Genomic DNA, 24,614 nt, shown 5'->3' with positions numbered 1-24,614 from the left:
GCCGCGGGGCGGCAGACCGCAGCATGCATACCGCCGCGCGGCACCCTGCTTTTTCTTGGTTAAAAATACCCAAATCCCGCCGGTTGCAACAGGTGCTCCCGCCGATGTTTTCCCGATCAGGCCGATTTCAGCGCAGGTGCAGGACCATGCCCGGCCGCCCAATGGGCCGCTGCCGCGCCGAACGCCTCGAACAGGGGACGCGAGACCGGATCCTCGATGGCCTTCCATTCAGGATGCCACTGAACCCCCAGGGCAAAGCCGCGCGCGCCGCTGACATGGATTGCCTCGGCGGTTCCATCAGGCGCGTGCCCTTCGATCACGATCCGCGCACCGGGCGTCTTGATGCCCTGCCCGTGCAGCGTATTCGTCATGACCTCGCGCGCGCCCATCAGACGATGAAAAATCCCGCCCTCGGTAAAGCTGACCACGTGCCGCAGCGCAAATTGCTCGTCCAGCGTGCCGTCGGGGGGCATGCGGTGATTGTCGCGGCCCGGCAGATCGCGGATCTCGGGATGAAGCGTGCCGCCCATCGCCACGTTGATCTCCTGAAACCCGCGGCAAAGCCCGAGGATCGGCATCCCCACCTCGACGCAGGCGCGCACCAGCGGCAGGGTGATCGCGTCGCGCGCCGGATCAAAGGCGCCATGTGCCTCGGTCTCGTCCTCGCCGTAATGACCAGGATGCACATTCGCGCGCCCCCCGGTCAGAAGGAAGCCGTCACAGACGTGCATAAGCTCGTCCACGCTGACCAGAAGCGGGTCGGCGGCGACGATGTAGGGCATGCCGCCCGCCACCTGCGTCACCGCCTCAAGGTTCATCCGCCCCGCCCCGTGAAGCGGATAGCGATCGTCGATCACATGCTGATTGCTGATGATACCGATAACGGGACGTTTCATGGGTGACCTGTTTTGTGCCTGGATCAGATCAATCTTGCCGCATGGCAGCAAAACTTCAACCCCCACGGTTGGGCTCAGGCGTCTCTGGCGCGGCGCGCGGCCGGTTTCGCGTACATTTTTCGCTGCAATGCCGCAGATCGTCCCAATTCCGTGCCCATTTCTTGCGCCATGCAAAGGGCAGACCGCATGTGGCGCAGATCTTGCGGGGCAGATCGCCCTTCTTGCGATGTTTCATCTTGCCCCTCCGGCACGCAAAAGGCCCGCCCGGCAGCGCCGGCGGGCCTATGAATAGATAGCGTGCCGCGAAACTACGGCAACAGGGTCACTCGGTTGCCGTGCCCTCGACGGCGGCGCCATCGGCGGCGACGCCCTCCGTCATCTCCGAGCTGACGCCGGTCTCGACCCCGGCCTCATCACCTGGATCGTTCCCTGCAAAGCTGAGCCAGATGACCAGCCCAAGCAGCAGAAGCACCGCAAAGATAACGACGCCGACCATTCCGGAAATCGGTGTCTTGTGGGCGGGCTTGGTTTTTTCGGTATTGGTGTCGGGTGCCGACATGGCGCGTCCTCCCTTGCGTTGATGGTGCGGCGCTGCACGCCACATAAGGCCATTGAAGGGCCTCTCTTATCCCTCTAACTCTGGCCGAAACCAAATGGTTCCGACCGAAAGGACGCGACATGCAGGACGCCGCCCCCCAGACCATCCACCTTTCCGACTATACCCCGCCCAATTGGCTGGTCACGGGCGTGCACCTGACCTTTCGGCTGGATCCGACGCGCACGCGCGTCCTCAGCCGGATCACATTCGCGCCCAATCCTGACGCCTCGTCCCACGATTTCGCGCTGGATGGCGAGAACATGACGCTGATCCGCGCACGCATCGACGGGCAAGAGGTCACGCCGCTGGTCACCGAAACGGGCCTCAGCTGCGACGTGCCGGAAGGCGAATTCACCTGGGAGGCCGAGGTCGAGATCAACCCCTCGGCCAACACCGCCCTGGAGGGGCTCTACATGTCGAGCGGCATGTATTGCACGCAATGCGAGGCCGAGGGTTTTCGCAAGATCACCTACTACCCTGATCGCCCCGACGTGATGGCCGTCTTCGATGTGCGCATCGAGGGCGCCGAGCCGGTCATGCTCTCCAACGGCAACCCCGGGAAGACCGGCGATGGCTTTGCCGAATGGCATGACCCCTGGCCGAAGCCCGCCTATCTCTTTGCGCTGGTGGCCGGGCGGCTGGTCAATCATCTGGGCAGCTTCACCACCATGTCGGGCCGCGAGGTGGACCTGAACATCTGGGTGCGCCCCGGCGACGAAGGCAAATGCGCCTTCGGAATGGAGGCGCTGAAGGCATCGATGCGCTGGGACGAAGAGGTCTATGGCCGTGAATACGATCTTGACCTCTTCAACATCGTCGCAGTCGATGATTTCAACATGGGCGCGATGGAGAACAAGGGACTGAACATCTTCAACTCCTCCTGCGTTCTGGCCAGTTCCGAGACCAGCACGGACGCCAATTTCGAGCGGATCGAAGCGATCATCGCGCATGAGTATTTCCACAACTGGACGGGCAACCGTATTACCTGCCGAGACTGGTTTCAGCTGTGTCTGAAAGAGGGTTTGACGGTGTTCCGCGATGCGCAGTTCACCAGCGACTTGCGCAGCGCTCCGGTCAAGCGGATCGAAGATGTCATCGCCCTGCGCGCCCGCCAGTTCCGCGAGGATAATGGCCCGCTGGCGCATCCCGTCCGCCCGGAGAGCTTTGTCGAGATCAATAATTTCTATACCGCGACCGTCTATGAAAAGGGCGCCGAGCTGATCGGGATGCTGAAAACCCTGGTCGGGGACGAGGCATGGAAGAAGGCGCTGGCGCTCTATTTCGATCGGCATGACGGGCAGGCCTGCACGATAGAGGATTGGCTGCGCGTGTTCGAGGATGTAACGGGCCGCGATCTGGTGCAATTCAAGCGCTGGTACGAAGATGCGGGCACGCCGCGCCTGTCGGTCACGGACGAGTTCAAGGACGGAACCTACACCCTTCATTTCAAACAGGAAACGCCGCCCACGCCGGGGCAGGAGGACAAGCCACCGCGCGTCATTCCGATAAAGGTCGGCCTTCTGGGCCAGAATGGCGGCGAGGTGGCGGCGACGCGGACGCTCGAGATGACGAAGGCCGAGCAAAGCTTTGAATTCACCGGCCTTTCGGCGCATCCTATCCCGTCTATCCTGCGCGAATTCTCGGCCCCCGTGATCCTTCAACGCGAGACCAACAATGCCGAGCGCGCCTTCCTTCTGGCGCATGATACCGACCCGTTCAACAAATGGGAGGCGGGCCGCGCACTGGCGCGCGAGGGGCTGCTGGCGATGATCCGGGACGGCGCGGCGCCCGATGCGGCTTATCTGGATGCGGCGCTGACGATGGCGCGGGACGATACGCTCGATCCGGCCTTCCGCGCGCTGGCGCTGGGTTTGCCCAGCCAGGACGATCTGGCGCAGGCCATCCACGACGCGGGCGGCACGCCTGACCCGCAAGCCATCTGGGACGCGCTCGAGGCGCTGAAAGACGCGCGCGCCGAGGCGATGGAGGACAACGCTCGCGACCTCTACGAGGCCCATCAGGTTACCGCGCCCTACCGACCCGACGCCGCCCAGTCGGGCGCGCGGTCGCTGGCCAATGCTGCGCTGGCAATGATCACGCGACGCGATGGCGGCGCGGCCGCGCAAGCGCAGTACGAGGCGGCCGATAACATGACCCAGCAGCTGGCGGCGCTGGGATGCCTGCTGCAGGCGGGCAAGGGCGATGCGGCCATCGCTGCCTTCTACGACCAGTGGCAAAAGGACCGCCTTGTCATCGACAAATGGTTCAGCCTGCAGGTCGCCTATGCCGAACCTGACGAGACGGCAGAAGTCGCGGACAAGCTGACGCAGCATCCTGATTTCACCATGAAAAACCCCAACCGGTTCCGCGCCACGCTGGGCGCGCTAGCCGGATCGCCGGCGGGCTTTCATCACGCCTCCGGCAAGGGGTACAAGCTGCTGGCCGACTGGCTGATCCAGCTCGATCCGCTCAACCCGCAAACCACGGCGCGCATGTGCTCGGCCTTCGAGACATGGCGGCGCTATGATGCGGATCGCCAGGCGCTGATCGAGGCGCAACTGAAGCGGATTGCCGCGCGGCCCGGCCTCAGCCGCGATACCGCGGAAATGGTGGGCCGCATCCTGAAAAGCTGATGCGGCTCAGCGCGTCTTGCGGGCGCTGCGCTTTGTCTCAATGGTTTCGGGCCGCAGCAGGGGGCGGGGCGAGCGTTTGAGCGCGCAGTATTCCTGCCCGCGAAGCCATGAGGACATATCCGTGCGCTTGGCCGTGCTGCGCATCGGGCCCCAATCGGCGGCCACCCCGCGCCAGCGCCCGTCGCGCACCGCGATGGCATTGTCGCGTGGCACGGTGCGGGCCATGATGCGGATCGCGCAGCTCAGGTTGTCGCCCCCATCCACCAATTCGCCGCCCGAGGTCGCCCGGCAGCCATAACTCCGCGCTGTTCCCGGCAGGATCTGGAGCAGCCCATACCATTGCCCGCCCCCGCCCACGGCCTTGGCGCGGTAGGTGCTTTCATGTTTGGCCAGGGCCGACAGGAATCCGACCCAGAAGGCCTTCCTTTGCGCCTCGTCGCCCGAGGCGTAGCCGGGGCACCAGGTGGAGATATCGCGCGGCACTGCCTGCACGAGCGGCGCGCCATGTCGGGCCAGCGCCGTCAGCGCGCTGCGGGTCCAGGCCGCGCCGCCGGGGCGATGATCCCAGCGGGCCTTGGGAATTTCGATGGCGCGAGATTGCGGCCGGGTCGCGTTGACCGCGCCCCCTATCTCTGAAGCGTGCAGATGCGCGGGGGCCATGACAAGGCAAACCATCACGCAAAGACTGAGGCCAATCCGTTTCATGCTGAATGATCGCCCAAAACACCCTGCCCTGCAATGGCCCCACCGGCCGCGCATGGGCAACAGGCGGCGCAAGGGCGTGTTTCCGCGCAAGGCAGTCTTCCATTCTCCCCGGCGGTGACATGATTTGGCCTGATTGCGGCGGCAACAAGAAGTTCCAATAACCTGCTGCAGAAGGCCCCGCTGACGTGATGCACCCTTTGCCCAATTCCAAGACCCGGCTTGGCGCCCGCATCGGCAGGCTATTGCCACGCAGGCGGCCGGACCCGGGCCGCGCCAAGGCGCATCCGCAGCCCAATCTCGACAAGCTCAGCCGCCGGATCATCCTGCCCTGGATCCCCCTCACCGAGGAGGAAACCGCGCGCACCGCGTTTGAGGATCTGGGGCGGAAACTGGCCCGGCAGGAGATGTGGGGCGATCTGTCGGATCGCATCATCGAGGCCGACCGAACCCGCAGCGGCACGCCCGGGGGCGAGTCGGCGGCGATGTTGATGGGACTTGGCGCACGCAGCGATGTGGTGGCGATGGCCGAGGATTCGTTGCATGACGGCATGGTTCCAGACCGCTACGGCATCGACGCGCTGGATGCCTTGGAGGAAGAACATCCGGGCGACTATCCCGTGCATGCCACCCTGGCACTGGCGCATATCGACCTGGCCCGCGCGTGGACATCCGTGCCGGGCGCCGCCTCGCTGGCGGGCGCGACCGAGCGCATCGCGCATCATGCGGCGCGTGCGCAGAGCCTTCTGGACCCCTATTCTGCACTGGACCTCGACGCACCGTCGTTGGCGGCCGCGCAATGCGCGCTGCTGCGCGCCGCGCCGGGCGCGACTGTGCTGCAGGTGGCGGACCAGTACGAGCAGCTGATCGACCTCGACCCCGCCAGCCCGCGCAACATGCGTGCGCTCGGCGCGGCGATTCTGGCGATCGAGCCGGGCAATTTCGCGCAACTGGAGCTGGAGGCCCGCAGGACCGCCGTGCGCAGCGCCAGCCTTTGGGGTGCGGGCGGGTATACGTGGGTCTATCTCGACGCGCTGGCGCTGGATGCCAAGGCGCTGGCGCTGCTGGATCCGATCTTCTTCATCGACGGGATGCGCGATATTCTGCGCCGCTGCCCGGATCAACACACGGCCAATCTGATGGCTGCGTTCTGCGCCATCACCATGCGCGCGGGCGAGGATACGGGCGCCGCGCAAGATGCGGGACGCACCGCGCTCAACGGTTGCCTAACGTGGATCCTGCGCGATCATCTTTATGAGCTGCATCCGTTGATCTGGACGCAAGCGCTGCACTGCCCCGGCACCCGTCCATTGCCGCCCCGCCGCGCGTTGATCAGCGAGGGACGCCGCACCGCCCTGCGCGCCATCGCGGCGCAGTTTGCGGATGATATCGCGCGCGGGCAGTCCATCGCCTTCTCGCCCGCCGGGATGTACATGCTGCCCTCGCCCTAGCGCGCGGCCAGCCCCTTGCCCAGCCGCGCCGCCTGTCCTAGAAGCCTTGGCATCTGACCAAAGGACGCCCGCCATGCTGGACCTGACCTACGAGACCCCGAAACCCCGCGTGATTTCCGGCGCCCAGCATGATTGGGAACTGGTCATCGGCATGGAGGTGCATGCGCAGGTCGCCTCTAATGCCAAGCTGTTCTCGGGCGCCTCGACCAAGTTCGGCGCCGAGCCGAATTCCAACGTTGCCTTCGTCGACGCGGCCATGCCCGGCATGCTGCCCGTCATCAACGAATTCTGCGTCGAGCAGGCGGTGCGCACGGGGCTGGGCCTCAAGGCGCAGATCAACCTGAAATCGGCGTTCGACCGCAAGAATTATTTCTATCCGGACCTGCCGCAGGGCTATCAGATCAGCCAGCTTTACCACCCCATCGTCGGCGAGGGCGAAATCCTGGTGGACATGGAGCCGGGCATCGCGCGCCTCGTGCGCATCGAGCGCATTCACATGGAGCAGGATGCGGGCAAGTCGATCCATGACATGGACCCGAACATGAGCTTCGTGGACCTCAACCGCACGGGTGTCTGCCTGATGGAAATCGTCAGCCGCCCCGACATCCGCGGCCCCGAAGAGGCCGCCGCCTACGTCCTGAAGATGCGCCAGATCCTGCGCTATCTTGGCACCTGCGACGGCAACATGCAGAACGGCAACCTGCGCGCCGATGTGAACGTCTCGATCTGCCGTCCGGGCCAGTATGAGAAATATCAGGAAACGCAGGATTTCTCGCATCTTGGCACCCGCTGCGAGATCAAGAACATGAACTCGATGCGCTTCATCCAGGCCGCGATCGAGGTCGAGGCGCGCCGCCAGATTGCCATCGTCGAGGCGGGCGGCGAAGTGGTGCAGGAAACGCGCCTCTATGATCCGGACAAGAACGAGACACGCTCGATGCGGTCCAAGGAAGAGGCGCATGATTACCGCTATTTCCCCGACCCCGACCTGCTGCCGCTGGAGATCGAGCAGGACTGGGTCGACGGCATTGCCGCCTCCCTGCCCGAGCTGCCGGACGCCAAGAAAGCGCGCTTCGTGCTCGATTTCGGTCTGTCGGAATATGACGCCTCCGTCCTCACCGCCGAGGTCGCGAACGCCGCCTATTTCGAAGCCGCAGCCGAGGGCCGCGACGGCAAGCTGGTGGCCAACTGGGTCATCAACGAGCTTTTCGGCCGCCTGAAAAAGGAAGGCGCCGACATCACCGAAAGCCCGGTCAGCCCCGCTCAGCTGGGCGGCATCGTCGATCTGATCGCGTCCGACGCCATCTCGGGCAAGATCGCCAAGGATCTCTTCGAGATCGTCTATACCGAGGGCGGCGATCCCGCGCAGATCGTCGAAGAGCGCGGCATGAAACAGGTCACCGATACCGGCGCCATCGAGGCTGCCGTGGACCAGATCATCGCCGAGAACCCCGCGCAGGTCGAAAAAGCCCGGCAGAACCCCAAGCTGGCAGGCTGGTTCGTCGGCCAGACCATGAAGGCCACGGGCGGCAAGGCCAATCCCAAGGCCGTGAACGAGATCGTCTCGGCCAAGCTGGGGCTGTAAATGGTGGACTTGCCCGATAAGGTCATCGATGGCCCCGCCCTCTCGGACTGGATGGTCGTCAAGCCCGAGTGGATCGACTTCAACGGCCATCTCAACATGGCCTATTACAACGTCCTCTTCGACGAGGGCATCGACGATGTCTATCGCCTGATGGGCTTCGGTGCCGACTACGCCAAGACACGCGGCATGACGACCTATGTGGCCGATTTCCGTGTGCGATACCTGCGCGAGCTGCACGAGGGCGACCGTGTGCAATGCGCGGTGCAACTTCTGGCGCATGACGAGAAACGCTTTCACAGCTTTCAGACGCTGCATCACGAGGATGGCTGGCTGGCCGCGACCGCCGAGGCGCTGACGCTGCATGTGGACATGAGCGGGCCCCGCGTGGCCCCCATGCCCGAGGATATCGCCAAGCGTGTCGCGGCGCTGCAGGCCGCGCATGACAAGCTGCCCCGCCCCTGCGGCGTGGGCCTGCCGATGGGCATTCCGTCCAAGGCATAGCTGCTTTTCACTGCCGCGCCCTGCGACTAAGCTGGCGCGACTGCACATATTTCACGAGGGACGAGAGCACCATGACGCATTACGAATACAAGGTGATCCCGGCCCCCACCAAGGGCGTCAAGGCACCGGGCGTCAAGACCGCTGAGGCACGCTTTGCCGGAACGGTCGAGGCCGCGCTGAACGCGCAGGCCGCCGATGGCTGGGAATACCTGCGGACCGACATCCTGCCCTCAGACGAGCGGCAGGGCCTGACCGGATCGCAAACCGTCTACCGCACCCTGATGGTGTTTCGACGCGCCAAGGGCGATGCCGGCGCTGCCGCTGATGACGTGATCCAGACCGCGCAGGACATGGCCGAGGCATCCGGGCCGGGCACATCCGGCCAGAAGGGTGTGCAGCGACGCGAGCCCTCGCTGACGCCCATCAAGCCCTCGCGTGCAGATCCCGCGCCATCACCCGACGCGCCCAAGCCGGAGCCTAACGCTCCGAAGCCGGACACGCCCAAGACGCCGGACAAGGACTAGCACCGCGGCGCCCGCCTTTCACGGTCACGCGTCGACTTCTATGGCAAGCGCATGGATCTGCCCGATCAGCTCGGGCCCGATGGCGGCATGGATCGCACGGTGCCGCGCCAGGCGCGACATCGGGGTCAGCTCGTTGGCGCGGATGCGCACCCGAAAATGCGACTGGCCGCCCTCCGGATAGCCCGCATGACCGCGATGCGCCTCGCTTTCGTCAATCACTTCAAGGAATTGAACCTCCAGGTTCCGCTCCAGCGCCGCGCGAATTTCTGCCGCCTTGTCCATAATTCTGGTCCTAGCCCCCTTCAACTTGCGTGCAATTAGACTAGAGTATCGGCTTCGACTCGCAAAGAGGTGCCCGATGAGCAAATCCGATCCATTTGGCTTCGACATGTCCGTATCATCGGCCAAGAAGAAAAATCCGCGCGGCCGCCGCGGAATGTCCGGCGCGTCCGAGACGTCCAAGCGGCAATGCGAGCATGAAGGCTGCGAAAAGCCCGGCCTCTACCGCGCCCCCAAAGCACCCGACGTGCTGGATGAGTTTTACTGGTTCTGCCAAGAGCATGTGCGCGAATATAACCTCAAGTGGAATTTCTTCGACGGCACGACCGAGGCCGAGATGAACGCGCAGATGTCCAAGGACAAGGTGTGGGAGCGCACCACCAAGGCCTTCACCGATCCCGAAGCCCGTGCCTGGGCCCGGCTGGGCATCGAGGATCCGCACCAGGTGCTGGGCGTCAATGCCACGCGCAACCCCGGCAAGGACAAGGCCGGCGGCGGCAAACGCCTGCCCCCGACCGAGCGCCAGGCGATCGAGATCCTCGACGCCAAGGACACCATGACCAAGGCCGAGCTGCGCAGCAGCTACCGCGCCCTGATCAAGGTGCTGCACCCTGACATGAACGGCGGCGACCGCAGCCAGGAAGAGCAGTTGCAGCAGGTCATGTGGGCGTGGGAGCAGTTGAAGAACAGCCGTAATTTCAAGTGATGGCCGCGCTCACCGGATGGTGATTTGCGCGCGCCGGGACCGGGCGGCACAAAGATGCGCATGCGGTATCTGCTGATCCTCTTTCTGACCTGCGCGGCGACACTCGGCCATGCGCAGGCGATGCTTGCGCATCCCGCGCCCCCCGCGATGATCCATGCGGGCGAGGGCACGATGCCGTGCTGCGACGCGGCCGGCAGCACCCATGCCACCCCCGCTTGCGCCGTTTTCGCGATTTTCGAGACTGCGCCGATGATGCGGCCTGCCTGCTCGGCCCTGACCCTCACATTTCCGGGCACGCTTGAGCATTGGGCCGGGCGCAGCCCTTGCCCGCCCACCGGACCTCCGCGCCCTGTGTGAACCCTGCCCCTTTCACATCCTGAACCAACGGAGCGATCCAATGAAATCCCATATCCTTTTCGCCGCGCTGACAGCAACCTTGCCCCTCGTCACCCCGATGGGCGCCCATGCGGAAGAACCCGCGATGTCAGTGCCCGCCGGCCTTTCGATGACGGTCACCAAGACGCCCAATTGCGGCTGCTGCAGCGCCTGGGCCGATCTGGCCGCCAAGGACGGCTATGACGTCGAGATCCTTGAGAACATGGACTATGCGGGCACCAAGCGCGCGCATGACGTGCCGCCGAACCTGACCTCCTGTCACTCGACGCGCGTTGGTGGCTATGTCGTCGAAGGACATGTGCCCCTTGCCGCAGTCGAAAAACTTCTGACCGAAAAACCGGACATCACCGGCATATCGGTGCCCGGCATGCCCGCTGGATCGCCCGGTATGGGCGACGATCCGAACGCTGAGTTCGACGTGATCGCCTTTGGCGGCAGTGCGGGCGATGGCGAGGTCTTCTACCGCGCCGGGCAGTAGAAACGCAAAAGCCCCCGGTGTCATGCCGGGGGCTTTTACAGTTTTTACAAACTTCAGACCAGCTTGGCGTCCAGCGTAATCTCGGCGGTCAGCAGCTTGGAGATCGGGCAGTTCTTTTTGGTCGCCTCTGCGACCTCCTGAAAATCATCCTCGCTGATGCCGGGGATCTTGGCGCTGACATCCAGATGGACCTTGGTCACGGCAAAGCCGCCATCGACTTCCGAAAGGGTCACATTGGCCTTGGTGTCGATCTCATCCGCCTTCAGGCCCTTCTCGCCCAGCCCCAAAGACATCGCCATTGCATAACAGCTGGCATGGGCCGCGCCGACCAACTCTTCGGGGTTGGTGCCCGGCTCGTCCTCGAACCGGGTATTGAAGCCATAGGGCAAATTCTTGAGCGCGCCGCTTTCGGTGCTGACTTGGCCCTTGCCGGATTTCAGATCGCCGCTCCAGATTGCAGAACCTTTGCGTTGCATGTGGGTCTCCTTGCATCGTGTGAGTGTCAAATGATGCGCGTCGCGCGCAGAAAAGCCGCCCTTGCGGCCTGTCACCGGGACAACGCAAAGACGGCCTTTATGGTTGCACGGGGGATGTGCGCGGGCGGATCAGGCGGCGGCGAAGGTCAGGCTGACGCCGTTGATGCAGTGCCGCTTGCCCGTGGGGGCGGGGCCATCGTCAAAGATATGGCCCAGATGGCTGCCACAGCGGCTGCAATGGCATTCGGTGCGCACACCAAAGAGCGACCGGTCGGCCTTGGTGCCGATCGCGCCCTCCTTGGCCTGCCAGAAACTGGGCCAGCCGGTGCCGCTGTCGAATTTGACCTCCGAGGCATAGAGCGGAAGATCACAACCGCGGCAAAGATAGGTACCATCGTCGTAATTCTTGTCGAGCGGCGAGGTGAAGGCGCGCTCGGTCGCCTCCTCGCGCATGACGGCATATTCAAGCTCGCTCAGCATCGCGCGCCATTCGGCCTCGGTACGCGTGACCTCGAAATTCCCCTCTGGCGCCGCGGCGCCGCCGAACCTTGCAAAGGCGGTGGCCGATCCTGCGGCGAGTGCGGCGGTGATGAAATGGCGTCTGTCCATGATCCTGCTCCTGTCGCTATGCGCAAGGGCCGTCAGGCCGCGCTGTTGGTGTCAATCTGAAAGCTGCGGGCCCGGCAGGCAAGTGCCGGGCCCGCGTTCTCACCGGATCGTGTAGCGCCCGTGTGCGCCTTACTGGGTAGCGGGCAGGATGACCGTGTCGACCACGTGGATCACGCCGTTCGACTGATCGACATCCGCGATTGTGACATTGATGGTCTGGCCCTGCTCGTCCTCAAGCATGATGGTGTCGCCGTCATAGGTGGCGTTCAGCTTGCAACCGCCCAGCGTGGGGACAATGTGCGCGCCGCCATCATCGTCGATCATGCCCATGATCGCATCCGACATAGCATCGGCGCCGACCACGTGGCAGGTCAGGATCTGCGTCAGCTGCTCCTTGTTCTCGGGCTTGAGTAGAGCCTCGACGGTGCCGTCAGCCAGCTTACCAAAAGCGTCATCGGTAGGCGCGAACACGGTGAAGGGACCATCACCCGACAGCGTCTCGACAAGGTCGGCGGCCTTGACGGCGGCAACCAGCGTCTCGTGATCGGCGGAGTTCACGGCGTTCTCGATGATGTTCTTGTCCGCATACATCGCGGCGCCGCCGACCATCGGGTTCTCGGCATATGCGCCCGTGGCCAGAACGGCGGCGGTGGCGGTAGCGGTCATCATAGTCTTGAAAGTCATGGATATCTCCTTGGGTTGAGCAGGCAGTATCGCCTGTTGACCCTTGCAGACACGGCGCCGGGGCGCAGATAGTTTCAAACTATTTTGCAGAGCCTACACGGGCGCGACCACGCCGGTGGCCAGAACGCTGCCTGTCGGCGCGCCAGTGGGTGAGCCGCCCGGCGGCTCGTCCGAGATGGCCAGAACGCCGCCCGGCAGGCGCGCGGCCAGCGCCGGGTCCATATCCAGCAGCGCGCCCTCGCCCTCGGGCAGAACGCCCAGAGAAACCGGCGCATCCTCGCCCGCGATCAACCAAAGCTCCAGAACGCGCCCTGCCGGTGCGGTGCCGGTGCGCCGCTCGACCGTCAGCGCGCGCTCGTCCGCATCATAGCTGGCCAGGATGACCAGCGAGCCGTCGTCGGCCGCGACTTCGGCGATGTATTCCGGCGCGCCCTGCAGCGCCGGCCCCTGCCCCAGCAGCCCGGTATCCAGCGCCACGAACACCGCCAGCGCCGCCGCCACCGCGCCGCCCACCAGCCAGGCCAGCCCGCGCAGCCCGGCAAAGGGCCGGCGCGGCGATACGGTGCCGAAGGCCCGAGCCTCCACCTGTGCTTTCATCGGCGCGGGCGGCGCAACCGGCGCGATACCGTCCGTCAGCCCGGCCAGATCCTCGGCCCAGGCGGCATAGAGCGCGCGCAACTCAGGCTCGGCCACCAGACGCGCCTCGAACGCCGCCGCCGCATCATGGCCCAACAGGCCAAGCGCGTACTCGCCCGCAAGGACGCGGTCGTCCTCATCATATGGCGGCGGGGCGGTCATCGCGTCAGGCACTCCCTCAGTTTCAGCAGACTGCGGCGCAGCCAAGTTCGCATCGTATTCAGCGGCACGCCAAACCGCGTGGCAAGCTCGTCATAGGTCTCGCCGTCCAGATAGGCGCGGCGCACCGCCTCCGAATGGCCGCTGTCCAGCTCGCCCAGACACTGCTCCAACTGCGCGCGCGCGCCCGTGGCGATGGCCTGCGCCTCGGGGCCGGGCGCGGCATCGGCCACCATGTCGGCGGCATCAAGGCCCGGCTGCGCCTCACGGCGCTTGCGCGCCCGGTCGATCGCGGTGTTGCGCGCGATGGTAATGAGCCATGTCATGGGGCTGAGTCCGTTGGCGCGGTATCGATCCGCATGGCGCCAAACCTTGACGAAAGCCTCCTGCAACGCCTCCTCAGCCTCGGCGCGGTCATGCAACACACGCAGGCAGATGCCGAATAGTTTCGCGGAAGTATGCGTATAGAGATCGGAGAAGGCCGCGCGTTCACCCATGGCGGCGCGGGCGATCAGCAATTCAATCTCGTCGCGCGTCACTGGTGTAGTCGTCCCAAACTGGTAAGGGGCGCCGTGCGCCTTCCGGGAAGGGTATAGGACGGACAGGCCCGAGGGCCAGCATTTCTTTCCCTTTCCCTTGCCCTTCTGCACGATATGTTGCACCACACGAGGCAACTCTCAGATGCGACTTAAGGACGTAGTGCAATGGCAGATGGCATGATCGACGCGCAAGCGAAACCGACCGAAGAGATTTCCGTGCGCGATGTGTTCGGGATCGAGTCCGACATGAAGATCAAGGGCTTTGCCGAGCGGACCGAGCGTGTGCCCGACAATGACAGCACCTACAAATTCGACCGCGACACGACGCTGGCCATCCTTGCGGGCTTTGCCCATAATCGCCGCGTGATGATCCAAGGCTATCACGGCACCGGCAAATCCACCCATATCGAGCAGGTGGCGTCGCGCCTCAACTGGCCTTGCGTGCGCGTCAATCTCGACAGCCATATCAGCCGGATCGACCTGATCGGCAAGGACGCGATCAAGCTGAAGGACGGCGTGCAGGTCACTGAATTCCATGAGGGAATCCTGCCCTGGGCACTGCGCAACCCGACCGCCATCGTGTTCGACGAATATGACGCGGGCCGCGCCGACGTGATGTTCGTGATCCAGCGCGTGCTGGAGGCGGATGGCAAGCTGACGCTGCTGGATCAGAACCAGGTGATCACGCCCAACCCCTATTTCCGCCTCTTCGCCACCGCCAACACCGTCGGCCTCGGCGACACCACGGGCCTTTACCACGGCACCCAGCAGATCAACCAGGGCCAGATGGACCGCTGGAGCCTGGTCGCCACGCTCAACTACCTCAGCCATGACGCCGAGGTGGCGATCGTTCTGTCGAAGAACCCCAATTACAACACTGCCGAGGGGCGCAAGAAGATCAGCCAGATGGTGACCGTGGCCGACCTCACCCGCACCGCCTTCATGAATGGTGAGTTGTCGACGGTGATGTCGCCGCGCACCGTCATCGCATGGGCGCAGAACAACAGCATCTTCCGCGACGTGGGATATGCGTTCCGCCTGACGTTCCTGAACAAATGCGATGAGTTGGAGCGCCAGACCGTCGCCGAATTCTACCAGCGCTGCTTCGACGAGGAACTGCCGGAAAGTGCGGCGAGCGTGAGCCTCGGCTGATGCGCCCCGCCGCGTTCCATCAGGGACGCGGCTTCTGTTCGCGGCCCAATGCGCGATGCGTTGAAGGATCAAAATGAAAAAACCATCCGACAACCCAGCCGATCCGTTCAAGAAGGCGCTCGCCGAGGCGACCAAGGTCATGTCCGGCGACCGTGATCTGAATGTCAGTTATTCGGTCGATCCCGCGGGCATCTCGGGCGATTCCATGCGCCTGCCGCAGATCAGCCGCCGGATGTCCCGCGAGGAGGTGCTGCACGCGCGCGGCACCGCCGACGCGCTGGCGCTGCGGCACAAGTACCATAACGCGAAAACCCACGCGAAATACGTGCCCCCCGGCGCGATGGCCCGCGACATCTACGAGGCGATGGAGACGGCCCGCTGCGAAGCGGTGGGCGCGCGTACCATGCCAGGGACAGCGAGCAATATCGACAGCAAGATCGCCGCCGAGGCCGCGCGCGCGGGCTATGCGCAGATCACTGATCCCGCCGATGCGCCGCTGCATAAGGCCGCCGAATACCTGATCCGCCACCTCGCCACGGGCCGCGAGCTGCCCGAAGGCGCGCGCAACGTGATGGAGCTCTGGCGCGGCTTTATCGAAGGCGAGGCGGGCGAGACCCTGGAGAACCTGCAAGATACCCTCGCCGATCAGGCCGAATTTGCCAAGTTCGCGCGCAAAGTGATCGAGGATCTGGGCTATGGCGACCAGCTGGGCGACGATCCCGATGCCGAGGATGACGAGCAGGAGGACGAGGCCCAGCAGGATCAGGACGAGGACGAGCCCGACAGCAGCGGCGAGGACCAGAGCGACACCGAAGAGTCCGACGCCGAGGCCGAGCAGTCCCAGGACGAGCAGCAGGATGCGTCGCAGGCGCAGGTCAGCATGGACGAGAGCGCCAATGAGGATGCTGGCGAAGATGCCGACATGCCCGATGGCGACGCCCCGATGGAGCCGCCCGCCCCGCAGCCCGTCTCGGACGCTGACCCCAATTATCAGGTTTACTCGACCCTCTTCGACGAGGAAATCCATGCCGAAGACCTGGCCGAGCCCGTCGAGCTGGAGCGCCTGCGCGCCTATCTCGACCAGCAGCTCGAGCCGCTGAAGGGCGCCGTCTCCCGCCTTGCCAACAAGTTGCAGCGCCGCCTGCAAGCGCAGCAAAGCCGCTCTTGGGAATTTGACCGCGAGGAAGGCATCCTCGACGCCGGCCGTCTTGCGCGCATCGTGGCGAGCCCCACGACACCGCTCAGCTTCAAGGTCGAGAAGGATACCGAGTTTCGCGATACGGTCGTGACGCTGCTTCTGGACAATTCCGGGTCCATGCGCGGCCGCCCCATCAGCATCGCCGCGATCTGCGCCGATGTGCTTGCCCGCACGCTTGAACGCTGCAACGTCAAGGTCGAAATCCTCGGCTTTACCACCCGCGCGTGGAAGGGCGGCCAAAGCCGCGAGACATGGCTGGGTGAGGGCCGCCCGCAATTGCCCGGACGGCTCAACGATCTGCGCCATATCATCTACAAATCCGCCGACAGCCCAATGCGCCGCACGCGCCAGAACCTCGGCCTGATGATGAAGGAAGGCCTGCTGAAGGAGAATATCGACGGCGAGGCGCTGGAATGGGCGCACCGCCGGATGATGGCCCGCCGCGAGGCGCGCAAGATCCTGATGGTCATCTCGGACGGCGCGCCGGTCGACGATTCAACTTTGTCCGTCAACCCTTCGAATTACCTCGAAAAACACCTGCGCGACGTCATCGCCATGGTCGAAAAGCGCAAGGCGGTCGAGCTTCTGGCCATCGGCATCGGCCATGACGTGACACGCTATTATGACCGCGCGGTGACGATCACCGATGTCGACCAGCTGGCCGGCGCCATGACCGAGCAGCTGGCCGCACTGTTTGACAGCGATCCGCGCGCCCGAGCGCGCGTGATGGGCATGTCCAAAGGCATGAAAAGGGCCTCGTGATGTTTCAATCCTTTGACACCAAATCCAGCCCCGAACAGGGGCCGCCCCGCCTTGCCGCGCTGCGCAATGCGATGCAGGCCGGGCGCCTTGACGGCTGGCTGGTGCCGCGCGCCGATGTGCATCAGGGCGAATACGTGGCCCCGGGGGACGAGCGTCTGGCCTGGCTCACCGGATTCACCGGCTCGGCCGGATTCGCTGCGATCACCACAGATCAGGCAGGCGTTTTCGTCGATGGCCGCTACCGCACCCAAGTCCGAAGCCAGACCGACGGCTCGGCCTTCCAACTCGTCGACTGGCCCGACACCAAGCTGGCCGACTGGCTGAAGGACGCTCTGCCCGATGGCGGCAAGGTCGGCTTCGATCCGTGGCTGCACACAGTCAAGGAGATGGACGATCTGGCAGGCGCCCTCGAAGGCTCTAGCATCGAGTGCACCGCCGAGGCGAACCTGATCGATACCATCTGGCCGGACCGCCCCGCGCCCCCGAATGGCGCCATCACGACCTACCCCGACGATCTGGCGGGCAAAACCAGCGCCGAAAAGCGCGCAGAGTTGGCCGGGACCCTGCGCAAGGCAGGCCACCGCGCCGCCATCCTCACCCTGCCCGACAGCATTGCGTGGCTGCTGAACATTCGCGGCGCGGACATCCCGCGCAACCCGATCCCGCATGCCTTCGCCATCCTGCATGACGACACGCGGGTCGAACTTTATGTGAATCCCGCCAAGCTGGACAGCCTGCCCGCAAATTGCACCTCGGACGGCGTCTCGGCCCATCCTGATACCGGATTTTCCGCCGCACTCACCCTGCTGCTCTCGCCCGTACGCATCGACCCAGCGTCGATCCCCGTCGCCGTGGCGCAGGCGCTGGATGAGGCGGGTATCGACGCCGCCCACGCGCCCGATCCCTGCATCCTGCCCAAGGCCTGCAAGACCGAGGCCGAGATTGCCGCCACCCGGACGGCGCATCTGCGCGACGGCGCGGCGGTTTGCGAAACTCTCGCATGGCTGGATGCGCAAGCGCCCGGCACGATCACCGAGATCGACGTGGTCACCCGGCTCGAAGAGGCCCGCTGCGCCACGGGCAAGCTGCTGGATATCAGCTTTGACACCATCGCAGGCGGTGGCCCCAACGGCGCGCTGGCGCATTACCGCGTCTCCGAGACGTCGAACCGTACACTGCTGGACGGCGATCTGCTGGTGCTCGATGGCGGCGGGCAATATCTCGACGGCACCACCGATATCACCCGCACCCTGCCTATCGGCACGCCCGGCAAGGACGAACGCGCGGCCTTTACCCGCGTGCTGCAGGGCATGATCGCCATCAGCCGCCTGCGCTTCCCGAAGGGCCTCGCCGGTCGCGACATCGACGCCATCGCGCGCTACCCGCTGTGGCTGGCCGATCAGGACTATGCCCACGGCACCGGCCACGGCGTTGGCGTCTATCTCTGCGTCCACGAGGGGCCCCAGCGCATCAGCCGCGCCAGCGAGACGGCGCTTCGCACCGGCATGATTCTGTCGAACGAGCCCGGCTATTACCGCGAGGGGCATTTCGGCATCCGCATCGAAAATCTGCTGGTGGTACAGCCCGCCACGCCCCTGCCCGACAGCGACAAGGCAGACAGCGCCAAGAACCGCCTCGCTTTCGAGACGCTGAATTTCGTGCCCATCGACCGCCGCCTGATCGACCGCGACGCGCTGTCCCACCTCGAAATCGCCTGGCTCGACTCGTACCACGCCCGGTGCCGCGACAAGATCGGCCCGCACCTGAGCGACGCTGCCGCGGAATGGCTGGAAAAGGCGACCGCCCCCCTTTGAGGCGGGGGCCCGCTCACAGCACTGGCATTGCCGCGCCAAAGGCGGCATGGTGCCGCCAAGCGCAGCAGCACGAAAGGCAAACGCCCATGACCAAGATCACGATCGAACCCGCTTCCGGCACCTGGTGCGTCCGCGCAGGCGGCGCCGTCATCGGTGAAAGCGGGGATGCCCTCGAACTTACCGAGGAAGGGTATGCCCCGGTCATCTACTTCCCCCGCGATGACATTGCCACCGCCTTTCTCGACCCCAGTGCGCATAACACAGATTGCCCGCACAAGGGCTTGGCCAGTTACTACTCGATCATCACGAAAAGCCGCACTATCGAGAACGCAGCCTGGAGCTATGAGGACCCATTGGCCGAGGTCTCGCAGATCAAGGGCCACCTCGCCTTTCATACCGGCGATCTCGTTACGGTCGAGCGGGTCTGACACCGGTTCTTCTTGCTGAAAATATCCTGGGGGAGCGCCGGGAAATTCCCCGAATTTTACGGCGCGGGGGCAAAGCCCCCTACCCCTGCGGCGGCATTGCCCTACCCGTGTTCTTCACGCGACAGCGACGCCAGCGCCAGGTTGAACGCCTTCAGCGCATCGACGTGATAGAGAACACCCTTGTATATGCTGGGCGCCTCGCCCGTGCCTTGCGCGATGACCGGCACATAGTTCACCTCATGCGCCTCAAAGAGCGGCATCGCGGTCTCGAGCGTAGCGCCGATATCCACATGAATGCCCTTGTCGATCATGGCGCGGCACACCTCCTCGGAGGGCGCACTGTCATTGCCCGCCGGGCGCATCAGTCCCACCACGGGCGTCATCGACAGCAGATAAGCCTGCGGCCCTTCGGCCAGATGGATGCCGCGCCGCTTGAGCTGTGTCAGGAAGAATGACCGCGTGACCAGCCGCGTGCCCAGTGCTGTTGACATCGACACCGCCACCATCACGGCAAGACCGGTCTGCCAGTCTCCGGTCAGCTCGAACACGATCATGGTGGTCGAAATCGGCGCACCCAGCACTGCCGCCGCGACAGCCCCCATGCCCGCCAGCGCATAGAGCGACAGCGATCCCGAGACATCGGGAAAGATCGGCGTTGCGATCAAGCCGAACGCCAGCCCCGTCAGCGCGCCCAGCATGAGCGAAGGCGAGAATATTCCGCCGCCCATGCGGCCACCCAGCGTGATGGCGACTGCCACCACCTTGAGCACGGCAAAGACGATGGCCTCGTGCAGCATCAGCTGGCCGGTGAGCGCGGCGTTCGTCGTCTCGTACCCCACGCCGATGATATGCGGAAATCCGATGGCCATCCCCCCCAGCATCGCACCTGCAATGGCGGGGCGCAGCCAGCCCGGAATTGACAGGCGGGTGCAGATCGCCGTGCCCACATCCTCGGCGAAGAAAGTGCTACGCATCAGCGCTGCGGCCACAACGCCGCAGACGAGGCCGAGGAGCAGGAAGGCCGGCAACTCACCATAAAACTCCAGCGCCGATGAGGTCGGCAACACGAATTCGGTCAACCCGCCGAATTCCAGCCGGTTGATGACCGTTCCCGCGACGCTCGCGATGACGATCGGCGCAAAGGCGTGGATGGCGAAATGGCGCAGCACCACTTCCAGCGCAAAAAGCGCTCCCGCAATCGGCGCGTTGAACGAGGCCGAAACCGCTGCCGCCACGGCGCATCCCAAGAGGTCGCGCCCATGCAAGCCGTTGGCATTGATCCGGTCCGCCGCCCAGCTGGAGATGACGCCTGCCAAATGCACCACCGGCCCCTCGCGCCCCGAGGAGCCGCCCGCCCCCAGCGTGATCAGCGACGCCGCCGCCGAGGCAATCCCGGCCCGCCGCTCGACCCGGCCGTCGTGCAGCGCCGCCCCCGCGATCACGTCCGCCACCGCGCGCACGCGCCCGTCATCGGTAAACCGGGTCAGGATCAGGCCCACGGCCAGACCGCCGAGGATGGGAATGATCAGGATCCAGTACCACGCCATGCCGCCCGCAAACGTATAGAGGTTGCGCGGATCATCGACGCCATAGAGCAGGACCTGCAGCCATGTGATGCCCTTTCGAAAAAACAGCGCGCCAAAGCCCGCCGCGATACCGATCAGCAGCGCGATGATCCAGAACTGGAACTGGCTGGGCCCCCGCGTGACCATGATATGCCACGCCCGCCGAAGCCCGGCGCGCGTCTCCGAAAGGGTCCGGGCCACGAAGGAGGGGTCTGGCGTGCTCATATCTGTCCCTCGGACTCATCTCGGGGCTTGGCGTCGGATCTGCGCAGAGCGCCCTCTCGGCGCCATGCGCTGGCTACCGGAATGCTTAACGCAGATCGCCCCGGTGCGGAACGCCTCTTCTGGTCTCGTGGGCCCTCCTCGATGGTCAGGGCCGTCCTCGCCCCCCGCGCAGATCCGCGAGCAAGTTGATCGCGCGGCGCAGCCACTGCGCCGTTCCGCCCGGCGCCCTGCCCGCACCGCGGCTGCGCGACTGAAGACGCATCGCCTCGTCCCCGGCTGGCGGGGCGCCCGGCGCATCGTCCTCGGCAGCGTGCATGATCGCTGACAGGATCTCCTCGTCCAGCACCCAGCGGCCATTCTTGCCCTCGGCGCGGTCGGCCTGCTGCGCCTCGATCCAGCGGATCAGCCGCCTCTTCTCGGCGCGCGAGACCGGCCCACCCGGCAGGTAAAACCCCGAATTGATCCGCAGACAGATATTGTCGAGAAGCCGCGCCGCGGGCTGGTGCGCCTCGGCCACATCCCGCTTGGGCATGTAGTTGAAGCGCTCCGGCTCCCCGCGCAGGAACACCGTCAAGGCCGCGCCCAGATCGATCCGCCGCTGCGCCATGATCCAGCCCAGAACTACCTCAGGATGCGCCTCCCAGTCATAGCTTCGCGCCAGACGGATCAGATCGCCCCGCCGCGCGCGGCGCATGATCTTGAGGTGCGCCGCGGCGCTGCCTTGGGTCCAGTCCTGACGAAACGGCATATGCATGTGTGAGACCCTTCGAAACATTCGTTTGCGTGCCGCCGGAATGCCCCTCGATTCGGGTGGGACCGGGGTCTGCATGTGGCACCATTCGGGCAATTCGAAAAACTTTGCGGGACCGCCGCGCGCCGCCCCGTATCGGCGGCCAGGGGCCAAGGCCGCTCAGCGGCGCAGGAAAACGCTTGCCCTGCTGCGCAGACGCGGTAAACGTCTGGATATGTTGACCCGTATCCTCAACCTCTTCAAGGGGCACCCGTCGGACCCTCTGCCAGAGCCCGATGCGCGCCTTGCCCTCGGCGCGCTGATGGTGCGTGTCGCCAAATCCGACGACGATTACCAGTTTGCCGAGATCAGCCGAATCGACACGCTGCTTGCACGCCTGAACGGGCTCGGCCCCGTCGACGCGGCCAAGATGCGCGCCACCTGCGAAAAGATCGAGGCCGAGGCGCCCAGCACGCGCAAATTCGCGCTTCTCATCCGCGAAACCGTCAGCTTCGAAGCCCGGATAGAGGCGCATGAGGCGCTTTGGCAGGTGATGTTGGCCGATGGCGTTCCCAGCGAGACCGAGATGGGCATCGTCCTGCAGGTGCGCGAGGCGCTTGGCCTCTCAAAGGCCGATTGCGATGGCGCAAAACTGCGCGCCGCCCCGCTCTGACCGCCGACAACCGCGCGCACAGATTTCTTCTTGCTCAAAATATCCCCGCCGGAGGCTCCACCCCTTCAGCCCTCGACCCCGTCCGTTACCAGGCGATACTCCAGCAACTCCTCGGGCAAGAGCACGTAGATGTCGTCCGGCCCCGTCGCCAGTGCCGGACGCATCAGGCGGATATCGACGCCCATGTCATCCAGGTATTCCATCACCTCGCCCTGCCCGCGCTGGATATCTTCAACCGCCAGAAAGGCAGGCAGCACGGTATTCTTGCCAAAATAATGCTGATGCACGCCCACCTGCGCACCCTTCGGCGCGCTGCGCGCCACGCCCGCAGCCAGAATGTAGGGACAGGCGGAAAAGCAGACATCGCCAGCCTCGATCACCGTGTCGAGTTCCGCCGCGCGGATGCTGCGCCCGATATCCAGCGCATCGCGCACCGATCCGCCGGGGCTGTTCAGCACGATGCGCTCCAGCCCGGCCTCGGTCTCCAGTCGCTCGGCCAGGCGCTCGTCGTCGCCGGGGGCGATGGTGCCGGTCACGCGCAGCGCCGCGCCGTCGCGGAGGAATTCCAATCGGCCGGGCATGTCGCCGGTGTTGCGATAGGGCCGCTCGGGCGCGCCGGGTGCGCGCTCGGGCAAGGGCATGTCGCGCGGGGCATAGCGGCGGGTCTGATCGCCCGGCGCGACCGGGCTCTCGACACCGGGCGCAGAGGACGGCCAGCCAAGGCGCGGCAGCGCGCCCAGCACGTCCGAACCTGCCAGCAGCCCGGCCATGACCAGTTGCAGCCCCAGCACAGCATAAAGAACGCGGCGCGCGTCCCAGCCGCGTTTTGCCTTTTCGATCATGGCGTGGCGGACCCGTTGCCACCCGCCCTGCCGGGCGCCTGCACCGGGGCACTATCGGCCCGCGCGACGGGCGGCACTGGGTGGCGCACCTCGTCCATCTCGTGCAACACCATCATGGCCGCGCGCAGCTCGGACAGAGTCAGCGTCTGCTCGATCCCGACGCCCTCGCGGCCCGACCGGATCGCCGCCTGCGTCACCATCAGGATAAAGACCAGAACCGCCGGCAGCAGGTCGATCGCGATGGCCCCTGCCCAGGAGGGGGCGAAATTCCCGGCATAGCGGATCACCGCATCGGCAGTGGAGATCGGTGTATAGGTCGTCTCGCTGGGGGGCGGCATGGACACGACGGCATCGGCAGCGCTGCGCAGTGTCGCGGCACGCTGGCCCAACACCTCCAGCACAGAACTGATCGTGGTCTGCTGATCGCCGCGCGCCGCATCGCTGCGCCCGTCCAGCTCTGGCAGCACCACGGACGCCGCCAGATCCTGCGCCGCGCGCGAAACCAGCGGCGCGACCGACAACTGCCGCAGCTGCGTGATGAGGCCGGCAAGGCGCACCGCCTCTTCGGAAAACTGGACCGAGCGCGGCTCGACCGGGCCCGGCTCGACCGTCAGCGCGCGCATCCGGCTGAGCGTCGCGTTGCCCTCGGCAAAGGCCGCCTCGACCAGCGGCTGCTGCGAGGCGATCTGCGCCTCGAGACCGCGCAGCTCGTCCGACTTCTGGCTGAGGACGCGAAAGACCGCACCGCGTCCGGCTAGGCCCGACAGATCCCCGCTGGCCTCCTGCGCGCTCAGATCCTCGAAGGATTGGCGCACGCGGGCCACGTCCCGCTCCAGCCCCTGTGCGGAAACGGCGATGTCATGCGCCTGCTCCAGCGAGGCCTGGTAATCCTGCACCGTCTTGGCCAGATGCTGCTCGACCGCCGCCGATCCGGCCAGCGCAGCGGCGTTCAGCCATGAGGACATGGCGATGATCGCAAGCGAGCCAATCCCCATTGAGACCAGCAAACCGATGCGCGACGCCATGCTGCGCACCGAGGGCAAAAGGCGCATAAGGTAGGACCAGAAGACGAAAATGCCGACCGACACCGCAATTGAATAGGACGCGGCCGCAAAGAAGCTGAGCGCCCCGTTGTCATCCAGCAGCGACGAGACCCCCAGATACGTATAGATGCCCGAGGCCGTTGCCAGAACGCCCAGCGCCGCGCCTGTGATGGCATCCAGCCAGCGCACATGGCCCTCCAGCTCGGCGGCATAGCGCACGCCCTGTGCCTCGGCGCGGCTGATCCCCGGAGTCGGGGGCGGTGCTTTGGTCTCGCTCATGCGCAACTCTCCTGCTTGGCTTCGGTCCAATATGGGGCCGCACGCGCGATT

At 65.3% G+C, this 24,614-nt stretch carries 27 protein-coding genes; 13 read left to right on the top strand and 14 right to left on the bottom strand.

Annotated elements, in window-relative coordinates:
- Positions 1-116 precede the first annotated feature (116 nt).
- The 3 genes from ACEWPL_RS09335 to ACEWPL_RS09325 form a co-directional block, all read right to left on the bottom strand.
- Entirely contained in the window at positions 117-896 is a 780-nt protein-coding gene (locus ACEWPL_RS09335) for a gamma-glutamyl-gamma-aminobutyrate hydrolase family protein (RefSeq protein WP_393931647.1), read from the bottom strand.
- Between the two features lie 55 nt (positions 897-951).
- On the bottom strand, positions 952-1,131 hold the full coding sequence (locus ACEWPL_RS09330; RefSeq protein ID WP_393931645.1) for a DUF2256 domain-containing protein: 180 nt from the start codon (positions 1,129-1,131) through the stop codon (positions 952-954).
- An 87-nt stretch (positions 1,132-1,218) separates the two neighbouring features.
- Positions 1,219-1,455 (bottom strand): hypothetical protein, encoded by a 237-nt coding sequence (locus ACEWPL_RS09325; protein WP_393931643.1) that lies wholly within the window; start codon positions 1,453-1,455, stop codon positions 1,219-1,221.
- Positions 1,456-1,574: 119 nt separating this feature from the next.
- On the opposite strand from ACEWPL_RS09325, the gene pepN reads away from it, so the two are divergent.
- Positions 1,575-4,127, top strand: a complete 2,553-nt coding sequence (gene pepN, locus ACEWPL_RS09320; protein WP_393931641.1) for an aminopeptidase N — start codon at positions 1,575-1,577, stop codon at positions 4,125-4,127.
- Between the two features lie 6 nt (positions 4,128-4,133).
- On the opposite strand, the gene ACEWPL_RS09315 is transcribed toward pepN, so the two are convergent.
- Positions 4,134-4,832 carry a transglycosylase SLT domain-containing protein gene (locus ACEWPL_RS09315; protein WP_393931639.1) on the bottom strand — a complete coding sequence of 233 codons (699 nt, stop codon included), beginning with the start codon at positions 4,830-4,832 and terminating at the stop codon, positions 4,134-4,136.
- A gap of 185 nt (positions 4,833-5,017) precedes the next feature.
- On the opposite strand from ACEWPL_RS09315, the gene ACEWPL_RS09310 reads away from it, so the two are divergent.
- The 4 genes from ACEWPL_RS09310 (at position 5,018) to ACEWPL_RS09295 (ending at position 8,890) form a co-directional block, all read left to right on the top strand.
- On the top strand, positions 5,018-6,280 hold the full coding sequence (locus tag ACEWPL_RS09310; RefSeq protein ID WP_393931637.1) for a hypothetical protein: 1,263 nt from the start codon (positions 5,018-5,020) through the stop codon (positions 6,278-6,280).
- Between the two features lie 73 nt (positions 6,281-6,353).
- Entirely contained in the window at positions 6,354-7,865 is a 1,512-nt protein-coding gene (gene gatB / locus ACEWPL_RS09305; protein ID WP_393931635.1) for an Asp-tRNA(Asn)/Glu-tRNA(Gln) amidotransferase subunit GatB, read from the top strand.
- Entirely contained in the window at positions 7,866-8,366 is a 501-nt protein-coding gene (locus ACEWPL_RS09300; RefSeq protein ID WP_393931633.1) for a thioesterase family protein, read from the top strand.
- A gap of 71 nt (positions 8,367-8,437) precedes the next feature.
- A complete protein-coding gene (locus ACEWPL_RS09295; protein ID WP_393931631.1) occupies positions 8,438-8,890 on the top strand; it encodes a DUF4177 domain-containing protein in 453 nt (150 codons plus the stop codon).
- Positions 8,891-8,914: 24 nt separating this feature from the next.
- Here the strand turns inward: ACEWPL_RS09295 and ACEWPL_RS09290 are convergent, their stop codons facing one another.
- Positions 8,915-9,172 carry a BolA family protein gene (locus ACEWPL_RS09290; protein WP_393931629.1) on the bottom strand — a complete coding sequence of 86 codons (258 nt, stop codon included), beginning with the start codon at positions 9,170-9,172 and terminating at the stop codon, positions 8,915-8,917.
- Between the two features lie 76 nt (positions 9,173-9,248).
- Between ACEWPL_RS09290 and ACEWPL_RS09285 the strand changes: the two genes are divergently transcribed.
- From ACEWPL_RS09285 to ACEWPL_RS09275, 3 genes are read left to right on the top strand one after another with little or no spacing between them, the layout of a single operon-like run.
- Positions 9,249-9,875 (top strand): J domain-containing protein, encoded by a 627-nt coding sequence (locus ACEWPL_RS09285; protein ID WP_393931627.1) that lies wholly within the window; start codon positions 9,249-9,251, stop codon positions 9,873-9,875.
- 54 nt (positions 9,876-9,929) lie between these two features.
- Positions 9,930-10,232, top strand: coding sequence for a hypothetical protein (locus tag ACEWPL_RS09280; RefSeq protein ID WP_420744337.1), 303 nt, complete (start codon positions 9,930-9,932; stop codon positions 10,230-10,232).
- 40 nt (positions 10,233-10,272) lie between these two features.
- Entirely contained in the window at positions 10,273-10,749 is a 477-nt protein-coding gene (locus ACEWPL_RS09275; protein ID WP_393931623.1) for a DUF411 domain-containing protein, read from the top strand.
- A 53-nt stretch (positions 10,750-10,802) separates the two neighbouring features.
- Here ACEWPL_RS09275 and ACEWPL_RS09270 read toward each other — a convergent pair whose 3' ends face one another.
- From ACEWPL_RS09270 to ACEWPL_RS09250, 5 genes are all read right to left on the bottom strand, one after another.
- Positions 10,803-11,225 (bottom strand): OsmC family protein, encoded by a 423-nt coding sequence (locus tag ACEWPL_RS09270; protein WP_393931621.1) that lies wholly within the window; start codon positions 11,223-11,225, stop codon positions 10,803-10,805.
- Positions 11,226-11,354: 129 nt separating this feature from the next.
- Positions 11,355-11,834, bottom strand: coding sequence for a peptide-methionine (R)-S-oxide reductase MsrB (msrB, locus tag ACEWPL_RS09265; protein WP_393931619.1), 480 nt, complete (start codon positions 11,832-11,834; stop codon positions 11,355-11,357).
- 129 nt (positions 11,835-11,963) lie between these two features.
- Positions 11,964-12,518 carry a fasciclin domain-containing protein gene (locus ACEWPL_RS09260; RefSeq protein ID WP_393931617.1) on the bottom strand — a complete coding sequence of 185 codons (555 nt, stop codon included), beginning with the start codon at positions 12,516-12,518 and terminating at the stop codon, positions 11,964-11,966.
- A 93-nt stretch (positions 12,519-12,611) separates the two neighbouring features.
- On the bottom strand, positions 12,612-13,316 hold the full coding sequence (locus ACEWPL_RS09255; protein ID WP_393931615.1) for an anti-sigma factor: 705 nt from the start codon (positions 13,314-13,316) through the stop codon (positions 12,612-12,614).
- Positions 13,313-13,810, bottom strand: a complete 498-nt coding sequence (locus ACEWPL_RS09250) for a sigma-70 family RNA polymerase sigma factor (RefSeq protein ID WP_393931914.1) — start codon at positions 13,808-13,810, stop codon at positions 13,313-13,315. The genes ACEWPL_RS09255 and ACEWPL_RS09250 overlap by 4 nt, the downstream gene beginning before the upstream one ends.
- A 207-nt stretch (positions 13,811-14,017) precedes the next feature.
- Here ACEWPL_RS09250 and cobS point away from each other — a divergent pair, with 207 nt between their 5' ends.
- The 4 genes from cobS (at position 14,018) to ACEWPL_RS09230 (ending at position 19,206) form a co-directional block, all read left to right on the top strand.
- Positions 14,018-15,004, top strand: coding sequence for a cobaltochelatase subunit CobS (gene cobS, locus ACEWPL_RS09245; protein WP_393931613.1), 987 nt, complete (start codon positions 14,018-14,020; stop codon positions 15,002-15,004).
- Positions 15,005-15,077: 73 nt separating this feature from the next.
- Entirely contained in the window at positions 15,078-16,964 is a 1,887-nt protein-coding gene (gene cobT, locus ACEWPL_RS09240; RefSeq protein ID WP_393931611.1) for a cobaltochelatase subunit CobT, read from the top strand.
- Entirely contained in the window at positions 16,964-18,778 is a 1,815-nt protein-coding gene (locus ACEWPL_RS09235) for an aminopeptidase P family protein (RefSeq protein ID WP_393931609.1), read from the top strand. The genes cobT and ACEWPL_RS09235 overlap by 1 nt, the downstream gene beginning before the upstream one ends.
- Before the next feature lie 86 nt (positions 18,779-18,864).
- Complete coding sequence (locus tag ACEWPL_RS09230; protein ID WP_393931607.1) at positions 18,865-19,206, top strand: DUF427 domain-containing protein; 342 nt, start codon at positions 18,865-18,867, stop codon at positions 19,204-19,206.
- Between the two features lie 101 nt (positions 19,207-19,307).
- On the opposite strand, the gene ACEWPL_RS09225 is transcribed toward ACEWPL_RS09230, so the two are convergent.
- Positions 19,308-20,996, bottom strand: a complete 1,689-nt coding sequence (locus ACEWPL_RS09225; protein ID WP_393931605.1) for a chloride channel protein — start codon at positions 20,994-20,996, stop codon at positions 19,308-19,310.
- Positions 20,997-21,141: 145 nt separating this feature from the next.
- Positions 21,142-21,750 carry a hypothetical protein gene (locus tag ACEWPL_RS09220; protein WP_393931603.1) on the bottom strand — a complete coding sequence of 203 codons (609 nt, stop codon included), beginning with the start codon at positions 21,748-21,750 and terminating at the stop codon, positions 21,142-21,144.
- Positions 21,751-21,961: 211 nt separating this feature from the next.
- On the opposite strand from ACEWPL_RS09220, the gene ACEWPL_RS09215 reads away from it, so the two are divergent.
- Positions 21,962-22,399: a tellurite resistance TerB family protein gene (locus ACEWPL_RS09215; RefSeq protein WP_393931601.1), complete on the top strand. Its 438-nt coding sequence runs from the start codon at positions 21,962-21,964 to the stop codon at positions 22,397-22,399.
- Positions 22,400-22,464: 65 nt separating this feature from the next.
- Here the strand turns inward: ACEWPL_RS09215 and ACEWPL_RS09210 are convergent, their stop codons facing one another.
- Both ACEWPL_RS09210 and ACEWPL_RS09205 read right to left on the bottom strand, forming a co-directional pair.
- The gene (locus ACEWPL_RS09210; RefSeq protein ID WP_393931599.1) at positions 22,465-23,241 is read right to left on the bottom strand and encodes a COG3904 family protein; all 777 of its coding nucleotides are present in this window, start codon (positions 23,239-23,241) and stop codon (positions 22,465-22,467) included.
- The gene (locus tag ACEWPL_RS09205) at positions 23,238-24,563 is read right to left on the bottom strand and encodes a hypothetical protein (protein ID WP_393931597.1); all 1,326 of its coding nucleotides are present in this window, start codon (positions 24,561-24,563) and stop codon (positions 23,238-23,240) included. The genes ACEWPL_RS09210 and ACEWPL_RS09205 overlap by 4 nt, the downstream gene beginning before the upstream one ends.
- Positions 24,564-24,614 lie beyond the last annotated feature (51 nt).

The sequence above is a fragment of the Roseovarius roseus genome (assembly GCF_043355935.2).
GTDB lineage: Bacteria > Pseudomonadota > Alphaproteobacteria > Rhodobacterales > Rhodobacteraceae > Roseovarius > Roseovarius roseus.
The sequence above is the reverse complement of the archived record's forward strand: the minus strand, read 5'-3'. Positions and strand labels throughout refer to the sequence as shown.